At 51.9% G+C, this 18,369-nt stretch carries 13 protein-coding genes; all 13 read right to left on the reverse strand.

Going from position 1 to position 18,369, the window contains the following annotated elements; genetic code table 11:
- Positions 1–295 precede the first annotated feature (295 nt).
- The 13 genes from H8B09_RS12930 to H8B09_RS12990 all read right to left on the reverse strand — a co-directional run bounded on the left by H8B09_RS12930 (position 296) and on the right by H8B09_RS12990 (position 17,736).
- Positions 296–1,414 carry a sugar ABC transporter permease gene (locus H8B09_RS12930; protein WP_224753644.1) on the reverse strand — a complete coding sequence of 373 codons (1,119 nt, stop codon included), beginning with the start codon at positions 1,412–1,414 and terminating at the stop codon, positions 296–298.
- Between the two features lie 137 nt (positions 1,415–1,551).
- The gene (locus H8B09_RS12935; protein WP_191203952.1) at positions 1,552–3,072 is read right to left on the reverse strand and encodes an ATP-binding cassette domain-containing protein; all 1,521 of its coding nucleotides are present in this window, start codon (positions 3,070–3,072) and stop codon (positions 1,552–1,554) included.
- A 92-nt stretch (positions 3,073–3,164) separates the two neighbouring features.
- On the reverse strand, positions 3,165–4,268 hold the full coding sequence (locus H8B09_RS12940; RefSeq protein WP_191203953.1) for a sugar ABC transporter substrate-binding protein: 1,104 nt from the start codon (positions 4,266–4,268) through the stop codon (positions 3,165–3,167).
- 246 nt (positions 4,269–4,514) lie between these two features.
- On the reverse strand, positions 4,515–5,696 hold the full coding sequence (xylF, locus tag H8B09_RS12945) for a D-xylose ABC transporter substrate-binding protein (protein WP_191203954.1): 1,182 nt from the start codon (positions 5,694–5,696) through the stop codon (positions 4,515–4,517).
- Positions 5,697–5,704: 8 nt separating this feature from the next.
- Positions 5,705–7,246, reverse strand: coding sequence for a response regulator (locus H8B09_RS12950; RefSeq protein WP_191203955.1), 1,542 nt, complete (start codon positions 7,244–7,246; stop codon positions 5,705–5,707).
- Complete coding sequence (locus tag H8B09_RS12955; protein ID WP_191203956.1) at positions 7,221–8,687, reverse strand: sensor histidine kinase; 1,467 nt, start codon at positions 8,685–8,687, stop codon at positions 7,221–7,223. The genes H8B09_RS12950 and H8B09_RS12955 overlap by 26 nt, the downstream gene beginning before the upstream one ends.
- Positions 8,684–9,664, reverse strand: coding sequence for a sugar ABC transporter substrate-binding protein (locus H8B09_RS12960; RefSeq protein WP_191204520.1), 981 nt, complete (start codon positions 9,662–9,664; stop codon positions 8,684–8,686). Before H8B09_RS12960 ends, H8B09_RS12955 begins: the two co-directional genes overlap by 4 nt.
- A gap of 153 nt (positions 9,665–9,817) precedes the next feature.
- Positions 9,818–10,501 carry a TetR/AcrR family transcriptional regulator gene (locus H8B09_RS12965; RefSeq protein ID WP_191203957.1) on the reverse strand — a complete coding sequence of 228 codons (684 nt, stop codon included), beginning with the start codon at positions 10,499–10,501 and terminating at the stop codon, positions 9,818–9,820.
- A 65-nt stretch (positions 10,502–10,566) separates the two neighbouring features.
- Positions 10,567–11,760, reverse strand: a complete 1,194-nt coding sequence (locus H8B09_RS12970) for an FAD-dependent oxidoreductase (RefSeq protein WP_191203958.1) — start codon at positions 11,758–11,760, stop codon at positions 10,567–10,569.
- Between the two features lie 142 nt (positions 11,761–11,902).
- Positions 11,903–12,709, reverse strand: coding sequence for an ABC transporter permease (locus H8B09_RS12975; RefSeq protein WP_191203959.1), 807 nt, complete (start codon positions 12,707–12,709; stop codon positions 11,903–11,905).
- The gene (locus H8B09_RS12980; protein WP_191203960.1) at positions 12,706–13,746 is read right to left on the reverse strand and encodes an ATP-binding cassette domain-containing protein; all 1,041 of its coding nucleotides are present in this window, start codon (positions 13,744–13,746) and stop codon (positions 12,706–12,708) included. Before H8B09_RS12980 ends, H8B09_RS12975 begins: the two co-directional genes overlap by 4 nt.
- Positions 13,747–14,087: 341 nt before the next feature.
- Positions 14,088–15,803 carry an assimilatory sulfite reductase (NADPH) hemoprotein subunit gene (cysI, locus tag H8B09_RS12985; RefSeq protein WP_191203961.1) on the reverse strand — a complete coding sequence of 572 codons (1,716 nt, stop codon included), beginning with the start codon at positions 15,801–15,803 and terminating at the stop codon, positions 14,088–14,090.
- Between the two features lie 82 nt (positions 15,804–15,885).
- Positions 15,886–17,736 (reverse strand): assimilatory sulfite reductase (NADPH) flavoprotein subunit, encoded by a 1,851-nt coding sequence (locus tag H8B09_RS12990; protein ID WP_191203962.1) that lies wholly within the window; start codon positions 17,734–17,736, stop codon positions 15,886–15,888.
- Positions 17,737–18,369 lie beyond the last annotated feature (633 nt).

Raw genomic sequence — 18,369 nt, forward strand, 5'->3', positions numbered from 1 at the left:
GGACTAAGGTGACTCTATTCCACCTGTTTGTACCGCTTCAGTATCATTTTGAGGTGAATAAAGTCTGCGTGGTCCGTTACCCATTTATTTTGATCTATATGACTTATTAAAGTCCATGTAGTCCGTTAACACGGCTGCTTGAGTACAGATACTAGCCAACAACAAACAAATCAAGCCGCTCCTGGCTTGCACGGATTCCGTGGCAAGGCCGAGAGCGGCTCGCAGTGCGGCGAATTGACGCGTTGTGCGCTTCTTTACAAAGCGCGTGAAGCCTAACGCCAATGACTCCGCTTCCTTATCCTCTCTTCTTACGCGTCATGACGTCGAAGATGACGGCTGCGGCGAGGACGCCGCCGCGGATCATGTATTGGTAGGAAATGCCGACTCCGAGCAGGTTCATGCCGCTCGTCAGCGATGCCATAACGATTGCGCCGATAATGGAGCCCGTTACTTTACCTACGCCGCCTGCTGCCGATACGCCGCCGACATAAGCAGCCGCGATCGCATCAAGCTCGAACAGCGTACCAGCCGTTGTGGATGCCGACTGAAGGCGCGAAGTATACAGGATGCCGCTGAGCGCGCTGAGCAGACCCATTGAGCCGAACACGATATAGGTAATCTTCTTGACATTGATGCCGCTCAGATGAGCCGCTTCCGGATTGCTGCCGACCGCATAGATATGGCGGCCGAGCACCGTCTTCGTCGTCAAGAAGTGATAGATAAGCACGACGCCTAACACGATGATAACGGTCCACGAGAAGCCGTTGTAGCCGGACAGTTTCCACGTCACGTAAGCGATTATCGCCGATACGAAGATAAGCTTAACCGTTAAGATTCCTTTGGAGACGACTTCGAAATTGTATTTCTGTTTGTTGGTACGATTCTTGAACTCAAAGTAAATGTACAACAAGATAATGACAAGGCCGAGAATGAGCGAGAGCACCTTCAGGCCGCCCACTTCCGTAATTTCTGGAACGAAGCCGTTGCCGATAGCGTTAAAATGATCGCTCGTGACGTTGATCGTGCCCGTCTTCTCCGTCACTTGCAGCAGCGCGCCGCGGAAAATCAGCATGGCTGCGAGCGACGAGACGAAGGAAGGAATTCCGACCGATGCGACGAGCACGCCATTGAACATCCCGATGACGATGCCAAGCACGAGAATGATCGGAATCGTAAGGTAGAAAGGAACTCCCGCCTGAGTCATAAGTATGGCGGCAATAGCGCCCATGAAGCCAGCCGCGAAGCCGACGGACAGGTCAATGTGCCGAATGACGATAACGAGCGTCATGCCGACCGCCAATACGGCTGTATATCCCGTTGCATCCAGTAGGTTGCTGATGTTACGGGAAGACATGAACAAGCCATCTGTCATGATGGAGAAAATGACAATGATAACGAACAGAGCGATATACATGCCGTATTCGCGAATATTGACTTTGAGCAGCGTCCCCGCCTCACCCAGCAGAGTTGGTTTCGTTTCACCCGAGGACGGCCGGCGGTGGCCGGAAATCTTCGGCGCCTCTTTGACTACGTTGTTCATCGTTGTTCCTCCTATTGCGTAGCAAATTGCATAATTTTTTCCTGATCGGCTTCTTCAATGGACAATTCGCCTTTGATTCGGCCTTCGGCCATGACATACACGCGATCGCTCATGCCAAGCACCTCGCCAAGCTCCGACGAGATCATAATGATGCTCATGCCCTCGCTGATCAGCTTGTTCATGATCGTATAAATTTCAAATTTGGCCCCAACGTCGATACCGCGCGTAGGTTCGTCGAGTATTAGCAGCTTCGGCCCAACGAACAGCCATTTGCCAAGCGACACCTTCTGCTGGTTGCCGCCGCTCAGGTTTCCGACGATCTGCTCGATGGAAGGCGCCTTCACATACAACGAATCCTTGTAGGATTGAGCGACTCGAACTTCCTCGTTGCCGTTAATGACGCCCTTGGAGGCGACGCCGCGCAAGTTCGCTGCGGTAATGTTGTTCCGAATATCCTGGATCAGGAATAAGCCGTTGCCCTTGCGGTCCTCCGTTACATAAGCGATGCCTGCATTAATTGCGTCACTCGTATGCTTGAACGAGCCCGGCTTGCCGTTCAGCAGCATATCGCCCTGCAGCTTATAGGATCTCGGATTGCCGAATAGGCTAAGCGCAAGCTCCGTTCGTCCTGAGCCCATCAGGCCGGCGATGCCGACGATTTCACCTTTTTTCACATGTAAGTTAACGTCCTTCACGACATGTCTGCCCAACTGCGTGTCAAAGGCGGACCAATTCTTTACCTCGAGAATGTTGTCGCCGAACGATTTATTCGCTCTCTTCGGGTAAATATCTTCGATCTCGCGACCGACCATGTTTTTGATGATGACGTTTTCCTTAATTTCTCCCTTTGATGCGTCCAGCGTGCAAATCGCGCGTCCATCACGGAGAACTGTAGCCTTGTCCGCAACCGCAATAACTTCCTTCAGCTTGTGCGAGATCATGATGCATGTAATCCCCTGCTTCTTCAGCTCCCTCAGCAGATTGAGCAGATTCTCGCTGTCATTCTCATTCAAGGCTGCCGTCGGTTCGTCCAAGATAAGCAGCCTAATATTCTTGCTGAGTGCCTTGGCAATCTCGACAAGCTGCTGCTTGCCTACGCCAAGATCTTTAATGAGCGTCTCCGGGTTCACGCTCAGCCCGACCTTAGCGAGCATTTCCTTCGCCTGCACGATCGTCTTGTTCCAATTGATAATCGAACCGCGAGCTACTTCGTTGCCGGCAAAAATATTCTCGTACACGCTAAGGTCCGGAAACAGCGCCAGCTCCTGATAGATAATCCCGATGCCAGCTTGCACGCTGTCGGCGATTTTGCCGAACTTCTGCACCTTGCCGTCGAAGACGATATCGCCCGAATACGTGCCGTGCGGATAAACGCCGCTGAGCACTTTCATCAATGTCGACTTGCCCGCTCCGTTCTCGCCGACCAGGAAGTGAATCTCACCCTTAGCCACTTTGAAGTTGACCTCGGTCAGCGCCTTGACGCCCGTAAATTCTTTGGAGATATTGTTCATCTCTAAAATGTAGTCGCTCATCGTTATGCACTCCTTAGCGAAACAACTCTTACATAAAGGAATAGTGATAGACGAATCTATCACTATTCCTTGCCAGTTTTTCTACATAATTCTTACAGACCTTTGAAGTCGGAAGCTTTGTAGTAGCCCGATTCGATGAGCTTTTCCTTGAAGTTGTCTTTGTCGACGGCAACGACATCCGATTGTTTCGCTGGTACTTTCTTTTTGCCGTTGTCGTATTCGCCGTTCGTTTCAATCTTCTTGCCGTCGAGAACGTCAACCGCCAAGCCCATTGCGTCTTTTACGAGCGTACGAGTGTCTTTGAAGATCGTCATCGATTGTTTGCCATCGATAATGTATTGGCCGGAAGCTTTATCGGCGTCTTGGCCGGAAATGACATAGCTCTTGATTGCGCTGTCGGCTCTGAATACGTCCGCGATGGAGCGAGCCGTTGCGTCGTTCGGTCCGAGGATCGCAACGTCGCCTTTCATGTCTGCGCCTGCTGCCGTAAGGTGCGTCTGCGCTTTATTCTTCGCTTCGTCCGGATTCCAGCTCGTCGTTACTTGACCGATAACCTTTGCCATTTCCTCGCGCTCCAGCGTAGCCTTGCCTGCGACGCCGATCGCTTCGCTCGAGTTGGCGATTTTGAACGTGCCGTCGGCGATTTTCGGCTGCAGCACGCTCCAAGCGCCCGCGAAGAACAGGAACGAGTTGTTATCGGTAGCAGCGCCGGCATACAGGTACAGCGGCACGCCTGTGCCTTTCACATGATCAACGAGGTATTGCGCTTGCTTCGCGCCGACCTTATTGCTATCGAACGTTGCATAGTAGTCGACTGCGGTCGTGTTCGTAATCAGACGGTCATAGGAAATAACCGTGATTTTTTCTTTTTTCGCTGCTTCTACTGCTGCACCAGCTGCAGTTGCATCAAATGGACAAATGATAAGTACTTTGATCCCTTTGTTGATCAGTGTTTCTACGTTTTCTTTTTCTTTGGCGGAAGAGCCTTGGCTGAACAGAATTTCACCTTTATAGTTCGAATCCTTCAATGCTTCTTTGAAGCGCTGCTCGTCCTGGATCCATCTTTCCTCGTCCTTCGTTGGCAGTACGATACCGACGCTTATTTTGCTGCTAGCGTTGCTGCCGCAAGCCGTAACCAATGCGGCGAACAACATGACAACCATCATAATGGCGATCGCTTTGAAGCCTTTTTTCATCTTTCTTAACCCCTCTCGGTAATGGTCTAGATCACTTACTGAAGCAACTATATCACCCCGAACTTCCAATGAAAGCGCTATACTATAGCACTCTTTTACGACTATCTGGACATTTTTAACTTGGAACGGATCAAGAGCTTATTTGAGTACAAAAAAAGACAGCCGTACGCGTACGTACGACTGTCTATGACTGAAATCGTTACACTACTATCATTGCAGGAATGCGTAGAAGCTTCATTAGCGTTCTTAGCGTTCAGTGTCTGCCTTCTCATCCGTTTCCTTCTGCACTTTCACATTCCGATACACATCCTCACGCGAGTGGAAGCCGTCTGCGATGATCGTGTCATCGATATTGAACCGGTCCACTGCGATTGGAGAGAGCAGCACGGACGGCACTTCAATCTTGCCGTTGTTCACCTTTCGGTCAGCGCCAGAAGGTTCGCCTCGTGCAAGCTTGAATGCAAGCTCGGCTGCTTTCTCTGCCAGCAGCTTGATCGGCTTGTACACCGTCATCACCTGTGTCCCTTCGACGATCCGCTGCGCTGCCGCGAGATCACCGTCCTGACCGGCAACTGGAATTTTCCCTGCCAAACCTTGCAGCCCAAGCGCTTGAACAACCCCGCCTGCAGTCCCATCGTTCGCCGCGATTACAGCGTCAATGTTGTTGCCGTTCGCGCTAAGCGCAGCTTTCATATTCGCCAATGCATTAGCAGGCGTCCAATCCTTCGACCACTGGTCGTATACAATCGTAATGTCGCCTCTATCGATCAATGGCTGCAGCACGTTGAACACGCCTTTTTTGAACATATGGGCATTGTTATCCGTATCTGCGCCTCCGATATAGACATACTTGCCCTTCGGCACAAGACGAGCGATTGCTTTCGCCTGCAGCTCCCCCACTTGTTCATTGTCGAACGACACATACAGATCGATTTCGGAGTTTTTCACAAGTCGATCATAAGCAAGCACCTTGATGCCGGAAGCATGCGCCTTCTGCACAATAGCAGCCGTTGCATCCGCATTATGAGGGACGATAACAAGGATATCGACGCCCTGGCTGATCATCGTCTCCGCTTGCGAGATTTGCTTCGCGTCATCGCCATTCGCCGCCATGACGACAACCTCGGCGCCAAGCGCTTCGGCGGCCTCCTTGAACATGTCGCGGTCCCTCTGCCAACGTTCTTCTTGCAGCCCATCCATCGAGAAGCCGATTTTGATCCGCCTATTGGTCTTGTCCTCTACCGTGCTGTCGTTAACTTCCGCACTCGTGCCAGCATCCGAATGAACTGCCGTTTCCGTATCCTCCTGCTCAGATGAAGTCTCACTACCGCTGTTTCCATTTCCACTATCACAAGCCGCTGCGAAGCAAGACAGCATAAGCAGCAGCGCAAGCACAAGCATCCTAGCGCGCAATATCGAGTGTCTCATGCGCTTGTCTATCCCCTTCGGCCGAGCAGCGTCTTCCGATATTCGGTTGGCGAGACGTCGCATATTTTTTTGAACACCTTGCTGAAGTAATTCGGATCATGATAGCCGACCTCATATGTGATCTTCTTCAGGCTCCATTCCGGATTTCCCATCAGCCTCTTCGCCTTCTCTATGCGGCATTCGGTTAAGAAATCGATATAATTGACGCCAAGCTGCTCTTTGAACATCTTGCTGATGTAAAAAGGGCTAAGTCCTACGCGCTTGCCGATCGTGTCGAGCGAGATATCTTTATGCGAGTTGTCCATGATAAACTGCTTGATCCGCTGGATCGTATCCGGCGACACGTGGTCCTGATGCTCCGCAAGCGACTGCCGCATTCGGTCTAGCAGAAGAACCGATTCAGCGCGCAGCTGGCGATAATCCTGAGACTGGAACGAGAAGAACGGCGATTCCGTCTCCACGCCAAGCTCCAGCAGCGCCCGAGATGCGAGCCAGAGCAGCTCAAGCACACGCTGCTGCGCTTGAAGCAGATCGGCTCCTTCATGCTCATAACGCCGAATGAACTCCGTCACCTCTGCATGGACCTGATCCCACTGTCCCATTCGAATAAGCTCGAACAGCTGCTTCTCCAACTGCTTCGCTGGATAACCTTCACTCGTAACACCAAGCACCGGCGTATCCGCGAAGAAACGGAACTTCACGGGTACCGACGTATCCATCGATGCGACTAGCGCTTCCTGATAAGACTGCCTGATCTGATCAAGCGATTCGCACACGTTGCCGATGCCAACGAACCAGCCTGCGCCGCCATCCGCCTTCGCAGAAGCGAGCAGCTCGCGAGCGATGGACCCAGCCTGTGCACGGTACGACTGGCTTGGGTCGCGGAACGCGATGATCGGAATTTGCCGTCCATACAGCGCGCCTACCCAACCATTTTTCATCGAACGGACCTTATCTTTAATGACGGTATAAAGAGATTCCGAACCTGGCGGCAGCAGCATCGTCATCGCGAACTTGTCGTTGTCCGATCCAACGCCTAACAAACCTACCAGCTCATCCAAATGCACCTCATGTACATGGTCGAACAGAAGCTGCGTCACGATATCGGTCTCGACGATCGGCATTACCTTCTGCAGCGTATCCCTATGTTGCAAGCTCGTTGCCGCTAGCTTACGATCTTCTTCAATCCGCGCCAGCACTTTGCCTACCGTCGCAATAATCTCGCTCGCCTTGCTTGGCTTCAGCAGATAGTCTTTGACGCCAAGCTTGATCGCCTTCCGCGCATACTCGAATGTATCGTACGCGGTAACCATAATAAACTTCATATCCGGGTAGTCCGTCGATAGATGCTCAATCGCTTCCAGACCACTCATCCCGGGCATCTTAATATCCATCAGTACCAACTCCGGCTGATATTGCTCCGCTATCTCAAGGGCGATCATGCCATTCTTCGCCTGCCGAATCTCTAGGTTGGGAAACCCCTTCTGCAAGATCGCCTGCAGCCCTTCCCGCTCAATCTGCTCGTCATCCACGATCAAGAGCTTCGTCATCCTTCACGTTTCCTTTCGTCTTCGGGATCGTCAGTATAACGATTGTGCCATTCCCCGATTCGCTCTTTATATCGATTACATCTTCCAGGCCACAAAAGATACGCAGCCGCTTGACCACGTTGTTGAAACCTATGCCCGTTGAATGGCTTTCTGTCTCGAAATTATCCTCACGGAGAATTTGCCTGATCTTGGTCTCCGACATGCCAGGGCCGTCATCGGCAATTTCAATTGTGACCCGCTCCCCGCTGTCGAAGACGCGGAAGGAGATTGTGCCGCCATCTTCCCGAGGCTCAACCGCATGGATAACCGCATTCTCAACGATTGGCTGTAAGGTTAAGCCTGGTAACTGGATAGACAGGCAGCTCTCATCGATATCCATATTGAACTGCAGACGGTCGGTAAACCGCGCTTTCTGAATCTCGATATATTGGCCGAGCACTCGGACTTCTTCCTTAAGCGTCATCGGCCGATCGAGCCGCTTCAGATTGTACCTCAGCAGCCCTGCGACGCTTGCGAGCAGATCGCTTGTCTCCTCCGAGCCTTCGAGGTAAGCCTTCTTCGAGAGCATATCGAGCGTATTGAATAAGAAATGCGGATTGATCTGACTCTGCAAACTTCGCAGCTGACTCTCCCGCAGCAGCAGCTTGTTCTGCTGCAGCTCATTCTCCAGTTGCGCTTTCTGCTGAATCTCCGAGATGAGGTTGTTAATATTGATGCGCATTCGATCGAACATTTTGGCTAGGAAAGATATTTCATCATTCGATGTCACTTCAACCTGCAGGTCGAAACGGCCTCGCGACAGCTCCCTTGCCGCCTGCGTCAGCTTAAGAATCGGTCTCGTGATGCTGGAGGAGAACAAGTAGGTGAACAGCAGCAGCATGAACGTAATCGTCAGCATGAGCCAGATGCCCAGCTTCTTCAATTCGGACGATTGGTCGATCATATCGCGGTAGAATCGATCGTATGTCTTCAGATCGTTATCGAGCAGCGTGAGCGTCGTCTCGGATATGTACTTGGAGATGCGCGTAGCTTCCGAGAACGCTTTATCGGAATCCTCCGACTCTTTCTCTGATTGGAACATAAGAGATCGGTCTGTCGTCTCTATTAAACTATCGATTAAATTCATATAATTCGTCAGCGCAAAGTCGCTTTCCTCGCTGCGCAAGTCGAGCACCGCAATTCGTGCTTTACGCAGACGCACTTTGCTCGTATCCAGCTGAGTCAGATTGACCTCTGTCGGCGCAAGCAAATAATTGTACAGTGACGTAACCGTCTGCTGACTGGCGTTCGTCACTTCGTTCATGCTTAAGTAACGCTGCAAGATTTCATTATATTGATCCATCGTCTTCTGATTGTAATAGGTAAGCGTAATCCATATAGCCGCCATAATAGACAGGACGACACCGGCGAGTATCCATATTTTCTTCTGAATGCTGTTCATGGCTGATTCGCCTTTCTCAGCATTCGAATGTCCGTCAGGTAACCTTCCGTGTTAAGCGGTACGGTCTTGCCGCTCAGCCATTGGATCATTCGATCGACGCTAATACGCCCCATATCATACGGCGACTGCTCGATCATGCCATCTAGATTGCCGGACTCTAGCAGCGACATCGCATCCTGACTATCATCGAACGAATAGATAAAATAGGGTCCGACCCTCGCACGTCTGCCGATTTCCTGAATCATCGCACCAGCGAGATTCGCATTAACCGCAATGAACGCATCCACGGTCGGAAGCTCGTTCATCAAATTTTGCGTAGTGGCAATGACCTGCTCCTTCGTATCTGCCGTCTCGGCATACCTAGTGAAGATGTTCGGATGGTTCTTCAGAATATCGTCGATGCCCTTCAGCCGCTGCTGTTGAAAATATTCATTACGGCTATCGCCGAGCAAAATAACTTTGCCCGAATCGCCCATATCGGCAAGCAGTTGATTGGCGATCATCTGTCCAGCGAGATACTGGTCAGAACCGACATAGGTCCGCCGCAGGCTGTCCACCATCGGCACATCATTGGCCACCGTAATGATCGGAATGCCATTGAAGGCAGCTTTGATCTTCGTCAAGTTTTTGAACGCGTCGGAATCCAGTCCCTGAACAATAATGCCGTCGACTTTGGAATCGATCGCAATCTCGATTTTTTTCAGAAAATCCTCTTCATTCTTGCCGTAGCTGCCCCATACCTCCATGCTTGCTCCAGCCTTCTCCGCTTCCTCCATCGCCCCATGGCTGACCTTGATCCAGAACGGCGTATCCAGCTCCTGTGTAATTAACACAAGCCGATATTTCGGCTGCTCGGACACCGGCGTACGCGGCGGCAGCTGGCCTTCGGAACGAAACACTTTGCCTGCGGACACCAGCGTAAAGTAAATCAGAATGACACATATAATGCCGAGTATGACGACAATCGATTTGCGCAAGGGGACAATCTCCGTTTCCATGTAAGGTAAGTAATAACCAGCGTATACCAAGAAAGCGTATTCATCAAGATGGTTTAACGTTAACATGAAACGACAAATGAAAAAAGCCGATCCGCTCAACATCGACACATCGATGATTGAACGAATCAGCTTCTACGTTGTCTGCTTCAGCAGTCCTTGCATAATGACATCAAGCCCCCAGCGGAAACGAACCTCGCCATTGTCAGGCTGTCCACCGGCTTGGAACTCTTCACGCATCGCTGTAAGCATCGGATATTGCTTGGCATCAAGTGATTGATAAGCTGCGGTTAATGATGCAATGGTCGTCCCTTGCTGATCACGGGATGCCTGCTCATAAGCGACTGACGAGGCGTACAGCAGCAGCATATCTGCCCCCCAAGCGGCAGCAGCAGAGCGGATGCCACCTTCATGCAGTCGAGCGAGCACATACTCGGTTAGCGCCAACGAGTGTGGTCCATGCGGCATCGTAGACATAGCAAGCGCTGCAATACCTGGCGTCTCATGCAGCACCTTAAGGTAGGCATACAACGCTTCGAACAAATTGTCCGACCAATTGCCTTCGGATGGATCAGGAAGTTGAACTTGCGCCAGACTGTAATCCAGCACATACGCGTTCAGCTCCTGCAAGTTCGTTACATAAACGTATAGCGACGATGCTCCGGTATCAAGCGCTTTGGCAATTCGGCGCATACTAAGACCGTCTGCTCCATCCTGCTTCAGCAGCTCCAAGGCGGTCTTCACAATAATTTCTCTGCTAAGCGGTTCCTTAGCTGGCCGCGAACGGCGGCTAATAATCGTACGGTTTGAGTTGTCCATACCACACTTATATCATGTTTGCATACATTCGTAAATGTTGCCGCGGCTCGTCGATTCCACCTGTGTTAGGCGTTCGCTTGCTGAACAAACTCGAGATAAATCCGATCGAATTGCTCCTTCAACCGCAGCGCTGCGTCTTCACCGAATATGATCGCTAGGTTTTCCCCAGACTGCATCGCTGATTCTGACGAATAGCGATACATATTGTGCTCATATTCGGCAATTGCTTCATCGAGTTCGCTGCCATGACGAACGATCGCAAGCGCCAATTCCGCTGCATCCTGCATGGCCATGTTCACCCCTTCCCCGGCAAAAGGGGACATGAGATGCGCCGCATCTCCAATCAGTGTCACGCCAGAGCGGCATTCCCACTGATGACCGACTGGCAGCATATAGATCCGCCTGCCGATCATGTTATGGCTTGCATATCGAATGTACTTCTGAAGCGAAGGATCCCAATCTTCGAAATAGCCAAGCAGCTGCGCCTTCGCCGCTTCTACGTCAATCAGATCGATGCCGCATGTATCCAGCCAATCGCGTTCCGCGTTGAAGCAGAGATACACTTTCAACGATCCGTTGCCATTAAGCTGCCCCATTATTGCTTTATGATCCGCTAAGGCGAACATTTTGCCTCGCGCATTAAGAGCAGCAAGATCCGGGTGTGCATTAGCCACATCAGGAATGTTCAGTTCCACCATCGTGATGCCGGAATAAGTTGCAACTGCATCCGTCAGCAGCGGGCGAACCTGCGAGAAGGCGCCATCTGCACCAACGACCAAGTCAACGACGTCGATTTGTCCGTTCTCGAAGCGCAGCTCATGTTGTCCGTTCTCAAGCGGCACAGCCTCAATCAGCTTATAACCGTATCGGATAGCGTTCGGATTCAACGCCTTGAGCAGCATATCGCATAATACGCCGCGGTCAATTTCAGGACGAGCTCCCTGCGCGTCTCCTTCGGCAACCTCGTCCATATACAGCTTGCCTGACTTATCAAATAGCCGGAAGTCTTCCCCTTCATAGCGGGCTAACGCTTGGAATTGCTCGTATAACCCCGCTTCCTTCAGCGCCATCTGACCGGATTCTTCATGTATATCAAGCGATCCGCCGCGCTCCCGATTCGTATCATGCGGCTCGCGTTCATAAACAACTGCGTCTATTCCGTTCTTCTGTAGGATTAAAGCGAGCGTCAGTCCGCCCGGGCCTCCGCCAATAATAGCGATACGTTTATTCAGGACTTGTTGTTGTACGATTGTTGTCATATTCAATCCACTCCTTATGTGTGATAGGATTTGATCCATCTTGGTACTGATTATATATTAACGAACACCGTTCGTAAAGAACGCTGTTCGTTAAAGTTCTTAGAAAGCACGCCATTGTATTGGCGTGCTTCATTACAGCAACTTACGTGCGGCGCATATATGCGCGAACGGTAAGAGGAGCGAAGACCGCTACGATAACTGCTGCTCCAATGAGCGTAATGCCGAGATCCCAGCCAACCGTACCCGAGTTTGTCATATCGCGGACAGCCGTGATGAGATGCGAGACCGGATTGATATTGGCAAACCATTGCAGCCATTTCGGCATCGTATCAACCGGCACGAATGCGTTGGACAAGAACGTCAGCGGGAACAATACAAGCATCGAAATGCCTTGGACGCTGGATGCTGTACGCGCGATAACTCCGAAGAAAGCGAAGATCCAGCTAAGTGCCCACGAGCAGGCGATAACAACAAGTGCCGCAAGCACAACATAACCGAAGCCGCCGTCTGGACGGTATCCCATGATATAGCCCATTGTGAACGTCAGCGTCGTTGCAATCGTATAGCGGATCGTGTCGGCGAGCAGCGCCCCGGCTAACGGAGCAATACGTGCGATTGGCAGCGATTTGAATCGGTCGAACACGCCTTTATCCATGTCCTCCCGCAATTGCGTGCCCGTGACGACTGATGTTGTAATAACCGTCTGTACGAGAATACCTGGAATGATGACCGGCAAGTAGCTCTGTACATCGCCAGAGATCGCTCCACCGAAGATATACGTGAACATAAGGGTGAAAATGATCGGCTGCAGGGTCACGTCGAACAGCTGCTCCGGCGTCCGTTTGATTTTGAGCAGACCCCGATAGGCCATCGTAAAGGAGTTGCGTATCGTCAGCATAAGACTGGTACGATTCTTTAATTGTTGTGTTGCTGCCGTTGAAGTTTTCATCCTCTTACCCCCACTGCTTTTTTATTCGATTGCTCCGACTCCACGGCTTGCTGCTGCGCTTCCTCTCTTGCGCTTTCCCCTGTAATCGTTAGGAACACTTCATCCAATGTCGGCTTCTGCACGCTCATCTCAGCCAGATGAATGCCTTCGGCACGAAGTGCGATAAGCAGATCCGTCACGAGATCTGCATCTCGCATTGGCGCCGTAATCTTCGACGCTTCCGACGATACGCTTGTTTGTACTGACAGTACTTTCTCAATAAGGCGGCGCGTTTGCGCAATATCCTTCGCATCCTGGACGCGAAGATGAAGCGACGACGTACCTACCGATCCTTTCAGCTCATCTACTGTACCTTCAGCAACAACGTGGCCAAGATCGATAACCGCGATACGGTCGGCCAATTGGTCTGCTTCATCGAGATACTGCGTAGTCAGCAGAACCGTCGACCCCGTCTTCACGAGACGGCGAATCGTCTCCCACATTTGCGTCCGTGTGCGTGGGTCAAGACCCGTTGTTGGCTCATCGAGGAAAATAAGCGGCGGCTGTGCAATCAAGCTCGCTGCTAGGTCCAATCTGCGGCGCATACCGCCGGAGAAATTCTTGAGCGGGCGTTTCGCTGCTTCCGTCAAGCCGAATTCTTCAAGCAGATCCGCTGCTTTCTTCTTCGCCTCTGATCGTCCAAGACCAAGCAGCCGGGAGAAAATAATAAGGTTCTCCGTCGCGCTCAGCGACTCATCGACCGACGCATACTGGCCGGTTACTCCTATCAGCTGGCGAACGATTTGCGACTCCTTCACCACATCATGGCCGAAGATGCGTGCCGAGCCTGCGTCTGGACGCAGCAGCGTTGCCAGCATGCGAATCGTCGTTGTTTTGCCGGCGCCGTTCGGTCCGAGCACGCCGTAGATTGAACCAGCCTTTACTTTCAAATCAACGCCATCTACTGCTTTATTGTCACCGAATGTTTTCACCAGGCCGTGCGCTTCAACAGCCCAATCGCCGTTGTTCGGCTCATAGATCCGATTGCTTTTACTCATTGTTTAACTCCTCCATCCATTTGCTCATCTCGTTTATAGTGCTATCTTAGCGAGCGTATATAAACTGAATTTAAACAAAAGGATACAAGAGATGAATTGTGTTAAAAACCTAGTTCGCACGGTTTTGTTCGTTACGACTAGGCGTGGGTCGATGTGCGTCAACGTTGCTCCTCGGTATGACTTCGCTTAACCCGACTGATGCGCGGATCTCTGCACGTGCCACGTCGATTATGAGTCGAACAAGCACAGCTGCAACCGTTAGCGGTTTCTAAACTAAACGCAAAAAATCGCCCCACCCTGCCAAGTTGGCAGAATGGAGCGATTTGTTCTATTACAGTAAATTAATCATGGAAGTTCGTGCCGTCCGTTACGGCTTTCACATAGCCTGTGCGGACAACAAAGTCACCAAAGTGCTCGCCTTTATTGCGCTCAACCGCAAAATGTTTAAAGATTGGCGTCAGCGTAGCGATAATCTCTTCTTCTGCAATGTTCTCGCGGTACAACTTGCTCAGTCGATCGCCCGTGAAGCCAGCGCCCATGTACATGTTGTAACGGCCTTGAGCCTTACCGATGAACGCAATCTCACCAAGTGCAGGACGTGCACAGCCGTTCGGGCAGCCCGTCATACGGATGTTGATTTCTTCGTCACGCAGACCTGCTTCTTCGAGAATCGGCTCCAGCTTGTCGATCAGCGTTGGCAGGTAGCGCTCCGCTTCAGCCATTGCAAGGCCGCAAGTCGGAAGTGCGACGCACGACAGTGCGCTGCGGCGAAGTGCCGAATAGTTGCCGCCTTCTTCAACGCCGTGCTCTTTGAGCAATGCAGCAATCTTCGTCTTCTTCTGGCTCGTCACGTTGGCAATAACCAGGTTCTGGTTCGCCGTCAGACGGAAATCGCCTGTATGAATCTTCGCGATTTCACGAAGCGCCGTTCTCAGCTTAATGCCAGCTGTGTCAACAACTCGGCCGCCTTGCACATACAGCGTTAAGTTCCATTTGCCGCCTACGCCTTTGACCCAACCATAACGGTCGCCCGTATTGTCGAAGCTGAACTCGCGTGCAGGCTGAAGCTCCCAACCAAGACGGTCATGCAATTCATCAACGAACCAGTCAAGGCCGTGACGATCGATCGTATATTTGAAGCGCGCGTTCTTACGTACGGAACGGTTGCCGTAGTCGCGTTGAATCGTTACTGTTTTCTCTGCAACATCAAGGATTTGATCCGGCGTTACGAAGCCAATAACTTTCGCCAGCTGCGGATACGTGTTCGTGTCGCCGTGCGTCATACCCATGCCGCCGCCAACGCTAACGTTGAAGCCAACAAGCTTGCCGTTCTCAACGATTGCGATGTAGCCAAGGTCTTGCGAGAATACGTCTACATCATTCATTGGAGGTACTGCAATGCCGATCTTGAACTTACGCGGCAGATAGACCTTGCCGTAGATCGGCTCAACTTCCTCTTCGCCGCTCTCCACCTTCTCGCCATCGAGCCAAATCTCGTGGTATGCAGGCGTCTTCGGCGCGAGGTGCGACGTCAGCTTCTGCGACCAGCCGAACACTTCGCTATGAATGTCGGATTGGTACGGATTCGGGTTGCACATCACGTTACGGCTTACGTCACCGCAAGCAGCCAACGTCGTGAGCAGCGCTTCGTTGATTTCTTGAATGGTGCTCTTGAGATTCCATTTCAACACACCATGCAGCTGGAAAGCTTGACGCGTCGTCAGCTTCAGACTGCCTGTACCGTATTTGTCAGCGAGTTCGTCCATAAGAAGCCATTGTGCTGGCGTCGACAGACCGCCTGGCGTAACGACGCGAAGCATGAATTGATAGTATGGCTCAAGCTTCTGCTTCTGACGTTCGTTACGATAGTCGCGATCGTCCTGCATGTAGCTGCCGTGGAATTTCAACAGACGGTTGTCCAGCTCTGGCAGACCGCCTGTAATGCGGTTCGAGAGCGATTCTGTCAGCGATCCGCGCAGGTAGTTACTCTCGAGCTTAAGTTCTTCAACGTCGCTCGGCTTGCCGCCAATAGGCTGAACCTTAACTTTTTTACTCATTGCCATTAGCTCCTTTGCCCCCATGATGGGTCCATGCTCTTGCGTAACACGTTTCTATCGATATGCGCTTTATCCCCAGCGCTTAATATACGTCACGTTGGTAACGGCCTTGCTCTTGCAGCGCCGATACGTATGCAGCCGCTTCGTCAGCGGATTTGCCGCCATGCTGTTCGATGATCGACAGAAGAGCCTTGTGCACATCATGTGCCATATGCTTCTCGTCGCCGCATACATACACATGCGCACCGTTCTCCAGCCATTGATACAGCTGAGCGCCACTTTCCAGCATGCGATTCTGTACGTACACTTTCTCTTTGGAATCACGGGAGAAGGCAACATCCAGCTTCGTCAGAACGCCGTCCTTCAGCATGCGCTGCCAGTCCGTCTGATACAGGAAGTCCGTTACGAAATGACGGTCGCCGTAGAACAACCACGTCTGACCTTGTGCGCCGGACTCTTCACGCTCTTCAAGGAAAGCACGGAACGGTGCTACGCCTGTGCCTGGACCAACCATGATAACTGGCGTATCCGGATTAACCGGCGGCTTGAAGTTCGGGTTCTGCTGAATGAAGATCGGCAGCTTGTCGCCTGGTTGGAGACGCTCGGACGTGTACACGGAACAAACGCCTTTACGATCACGGCCATGCGCTTCATATTCAACCTTACGAATCGTCAGATGCACTTCTTCAGGATGTGCTTCCACGCTGCTCGCGATGGAATACAGACGCGGCGGCAGCTTACGGAGCAGGTTCGCGATATCAGCGGCCTTCAGCGTCCATGGCGCGAAGTCGCGAAGCAGATCAAGCAGGTCACGGCCGTTCATGTAAGCCTTCAGTTCTTCTTTATTGTTAACCAGCTCTGCGAGTCTGCTGTTACCTGTAAAAGCAACGGCTTTCTCCAGCAGCGGCTTCGTCAGTACCGTAATTTCGTAGTGGTGCAGCAATGCGGAACGAAGCGGCGATGTTTCGCCGGATTTGCCCGTTACTACCGCTTCTTCTGCATTCCACTTCAGCTCTGCGATAATCTCATCAACAAGCGCTGGATCGTTCTGCGGGTAAACGCCTACTGCGTCACCAGGTGCATACGTCAAGCCGGAGCCTTCGAGCGACAGTTCGAGGTGGCGCGTCTCGCGATCCGAGCCTCTGCCGTTCAGGTTGAGGCTGTCGAGCACTTCAGCCATGAACGGATTCGCACGCGTGTATTCCGATTCGCCTGCAGCTGCAGGCGCGGCAGCCGTTGCTGCGCCCGATGCAGCTGGTGCTGCGGATGCCGAAGCTGCGCTTACTGCGCCTTCAACAGCTGCGAGCCAGCCAGCAGCTGCATCTTCGAAGTCAACGTCGCAATCAACGCGGTCAACGATACGTTGCGCGCCGAGTTCAGCAAGCTTCACGTCGAAGTCTTGACCTGTTTTGCAGAAGAACTCGTAGGACGTATCGCCCAGAGCCAGGACAGAGAACTTCGTGCCTTCGAGTTTCGGTGCACGTTTGCTGTGCATGAACTCATGGAACGTAAGCGCGTTATCCGGTGGATCTCCTTCGCCGTGCGTGCTTGCTACGATGAACAGGTAAGGTACTTCCTTGAGCTTGTTCGTTTTATATTGGTTCATCGCCGACAGCGTCACTTCAAAGCCTTGGCCTTTCAGCTTATCTGCCAGGCGGCCAGCCAGACGCTGGGAGTTGCCCGTCTGCGAACCGAATAGGATCGTCGCTTCACGAGGCAGCTGCGGTGCAGTTGGTGCTTCTACTGCTGCAGGTGCTTCCAATGCTACAGCTGTAGCGACTTGCGCTGCTGCGCTGCCAGCATTGCCGGCACGATAAAATGTTAGAAAACCGCTTAACCAGTTAATTTGAGCTTCCGTCAGCGTTGGGAGCAGCTTATTGATGAGTTCCGCTTGCTCACTCGTAAACGGGCTGTTCGTCACTTGAAGTTGCAACAACATCCACCTCACATCAATCTTTAAAATCCGACTACGTTACTGTGTTTTTACCTTATCTTCATAGTAACCTAGACTCACGCTAGGTTCAATCCATTCGTCGATATTTGTCTATAAAGTATCTTATGAAGTTCATTATTTTTAATTATAAATGAATATTTCTACCCACCCAAACCCTCAAAGAGTTCTACCCACCCAAACCCTCCCTGCAAGGGAGGGCCCCATGGGTTTCCAACCCCTGGACCCCGGAAGTGGCTGTTGGCGGGACCGAAGAGCGGGTCAGTTACTGCCTGCTGAGAGTCGTGTGCCCTGTGGGGCACAACTTTCGTTCGAGCTCTTACTGAACACTATTAGCTGAACAGAGACGGTTGGTCAGTTACAACGTGCTAGGAGTCGCGTGCCCCTGTGGGGCACAACTTTCGTTCGAGCTCTTCTCTAGGGGCTGCGCCCCTTTGATACCTTGCTCTCTTCAAATTTAAGTCATTTCTTCTTCCTACCCAAACCCTCAAAGAGTTCTACCCACCCAAACCCTCCCTGCAAGGGAGGGCCCCATGGGTTTCCAACCCCTGGACCCCGGAAGGGGCTAATAGTGAGACTGGGACGCGGGTAAGTTACATCGTGCTGGGAGTCGTG

The organism is Paenibacillus terricola (genome assembly GCF_014779765.1).
Taxonomy (GTDB): Bacteria; Bacillota; Bacilli; order Paenibacillales; family Paenibacillaceae; genus Paenibacillus_T; species Paenibacillus_T terricola.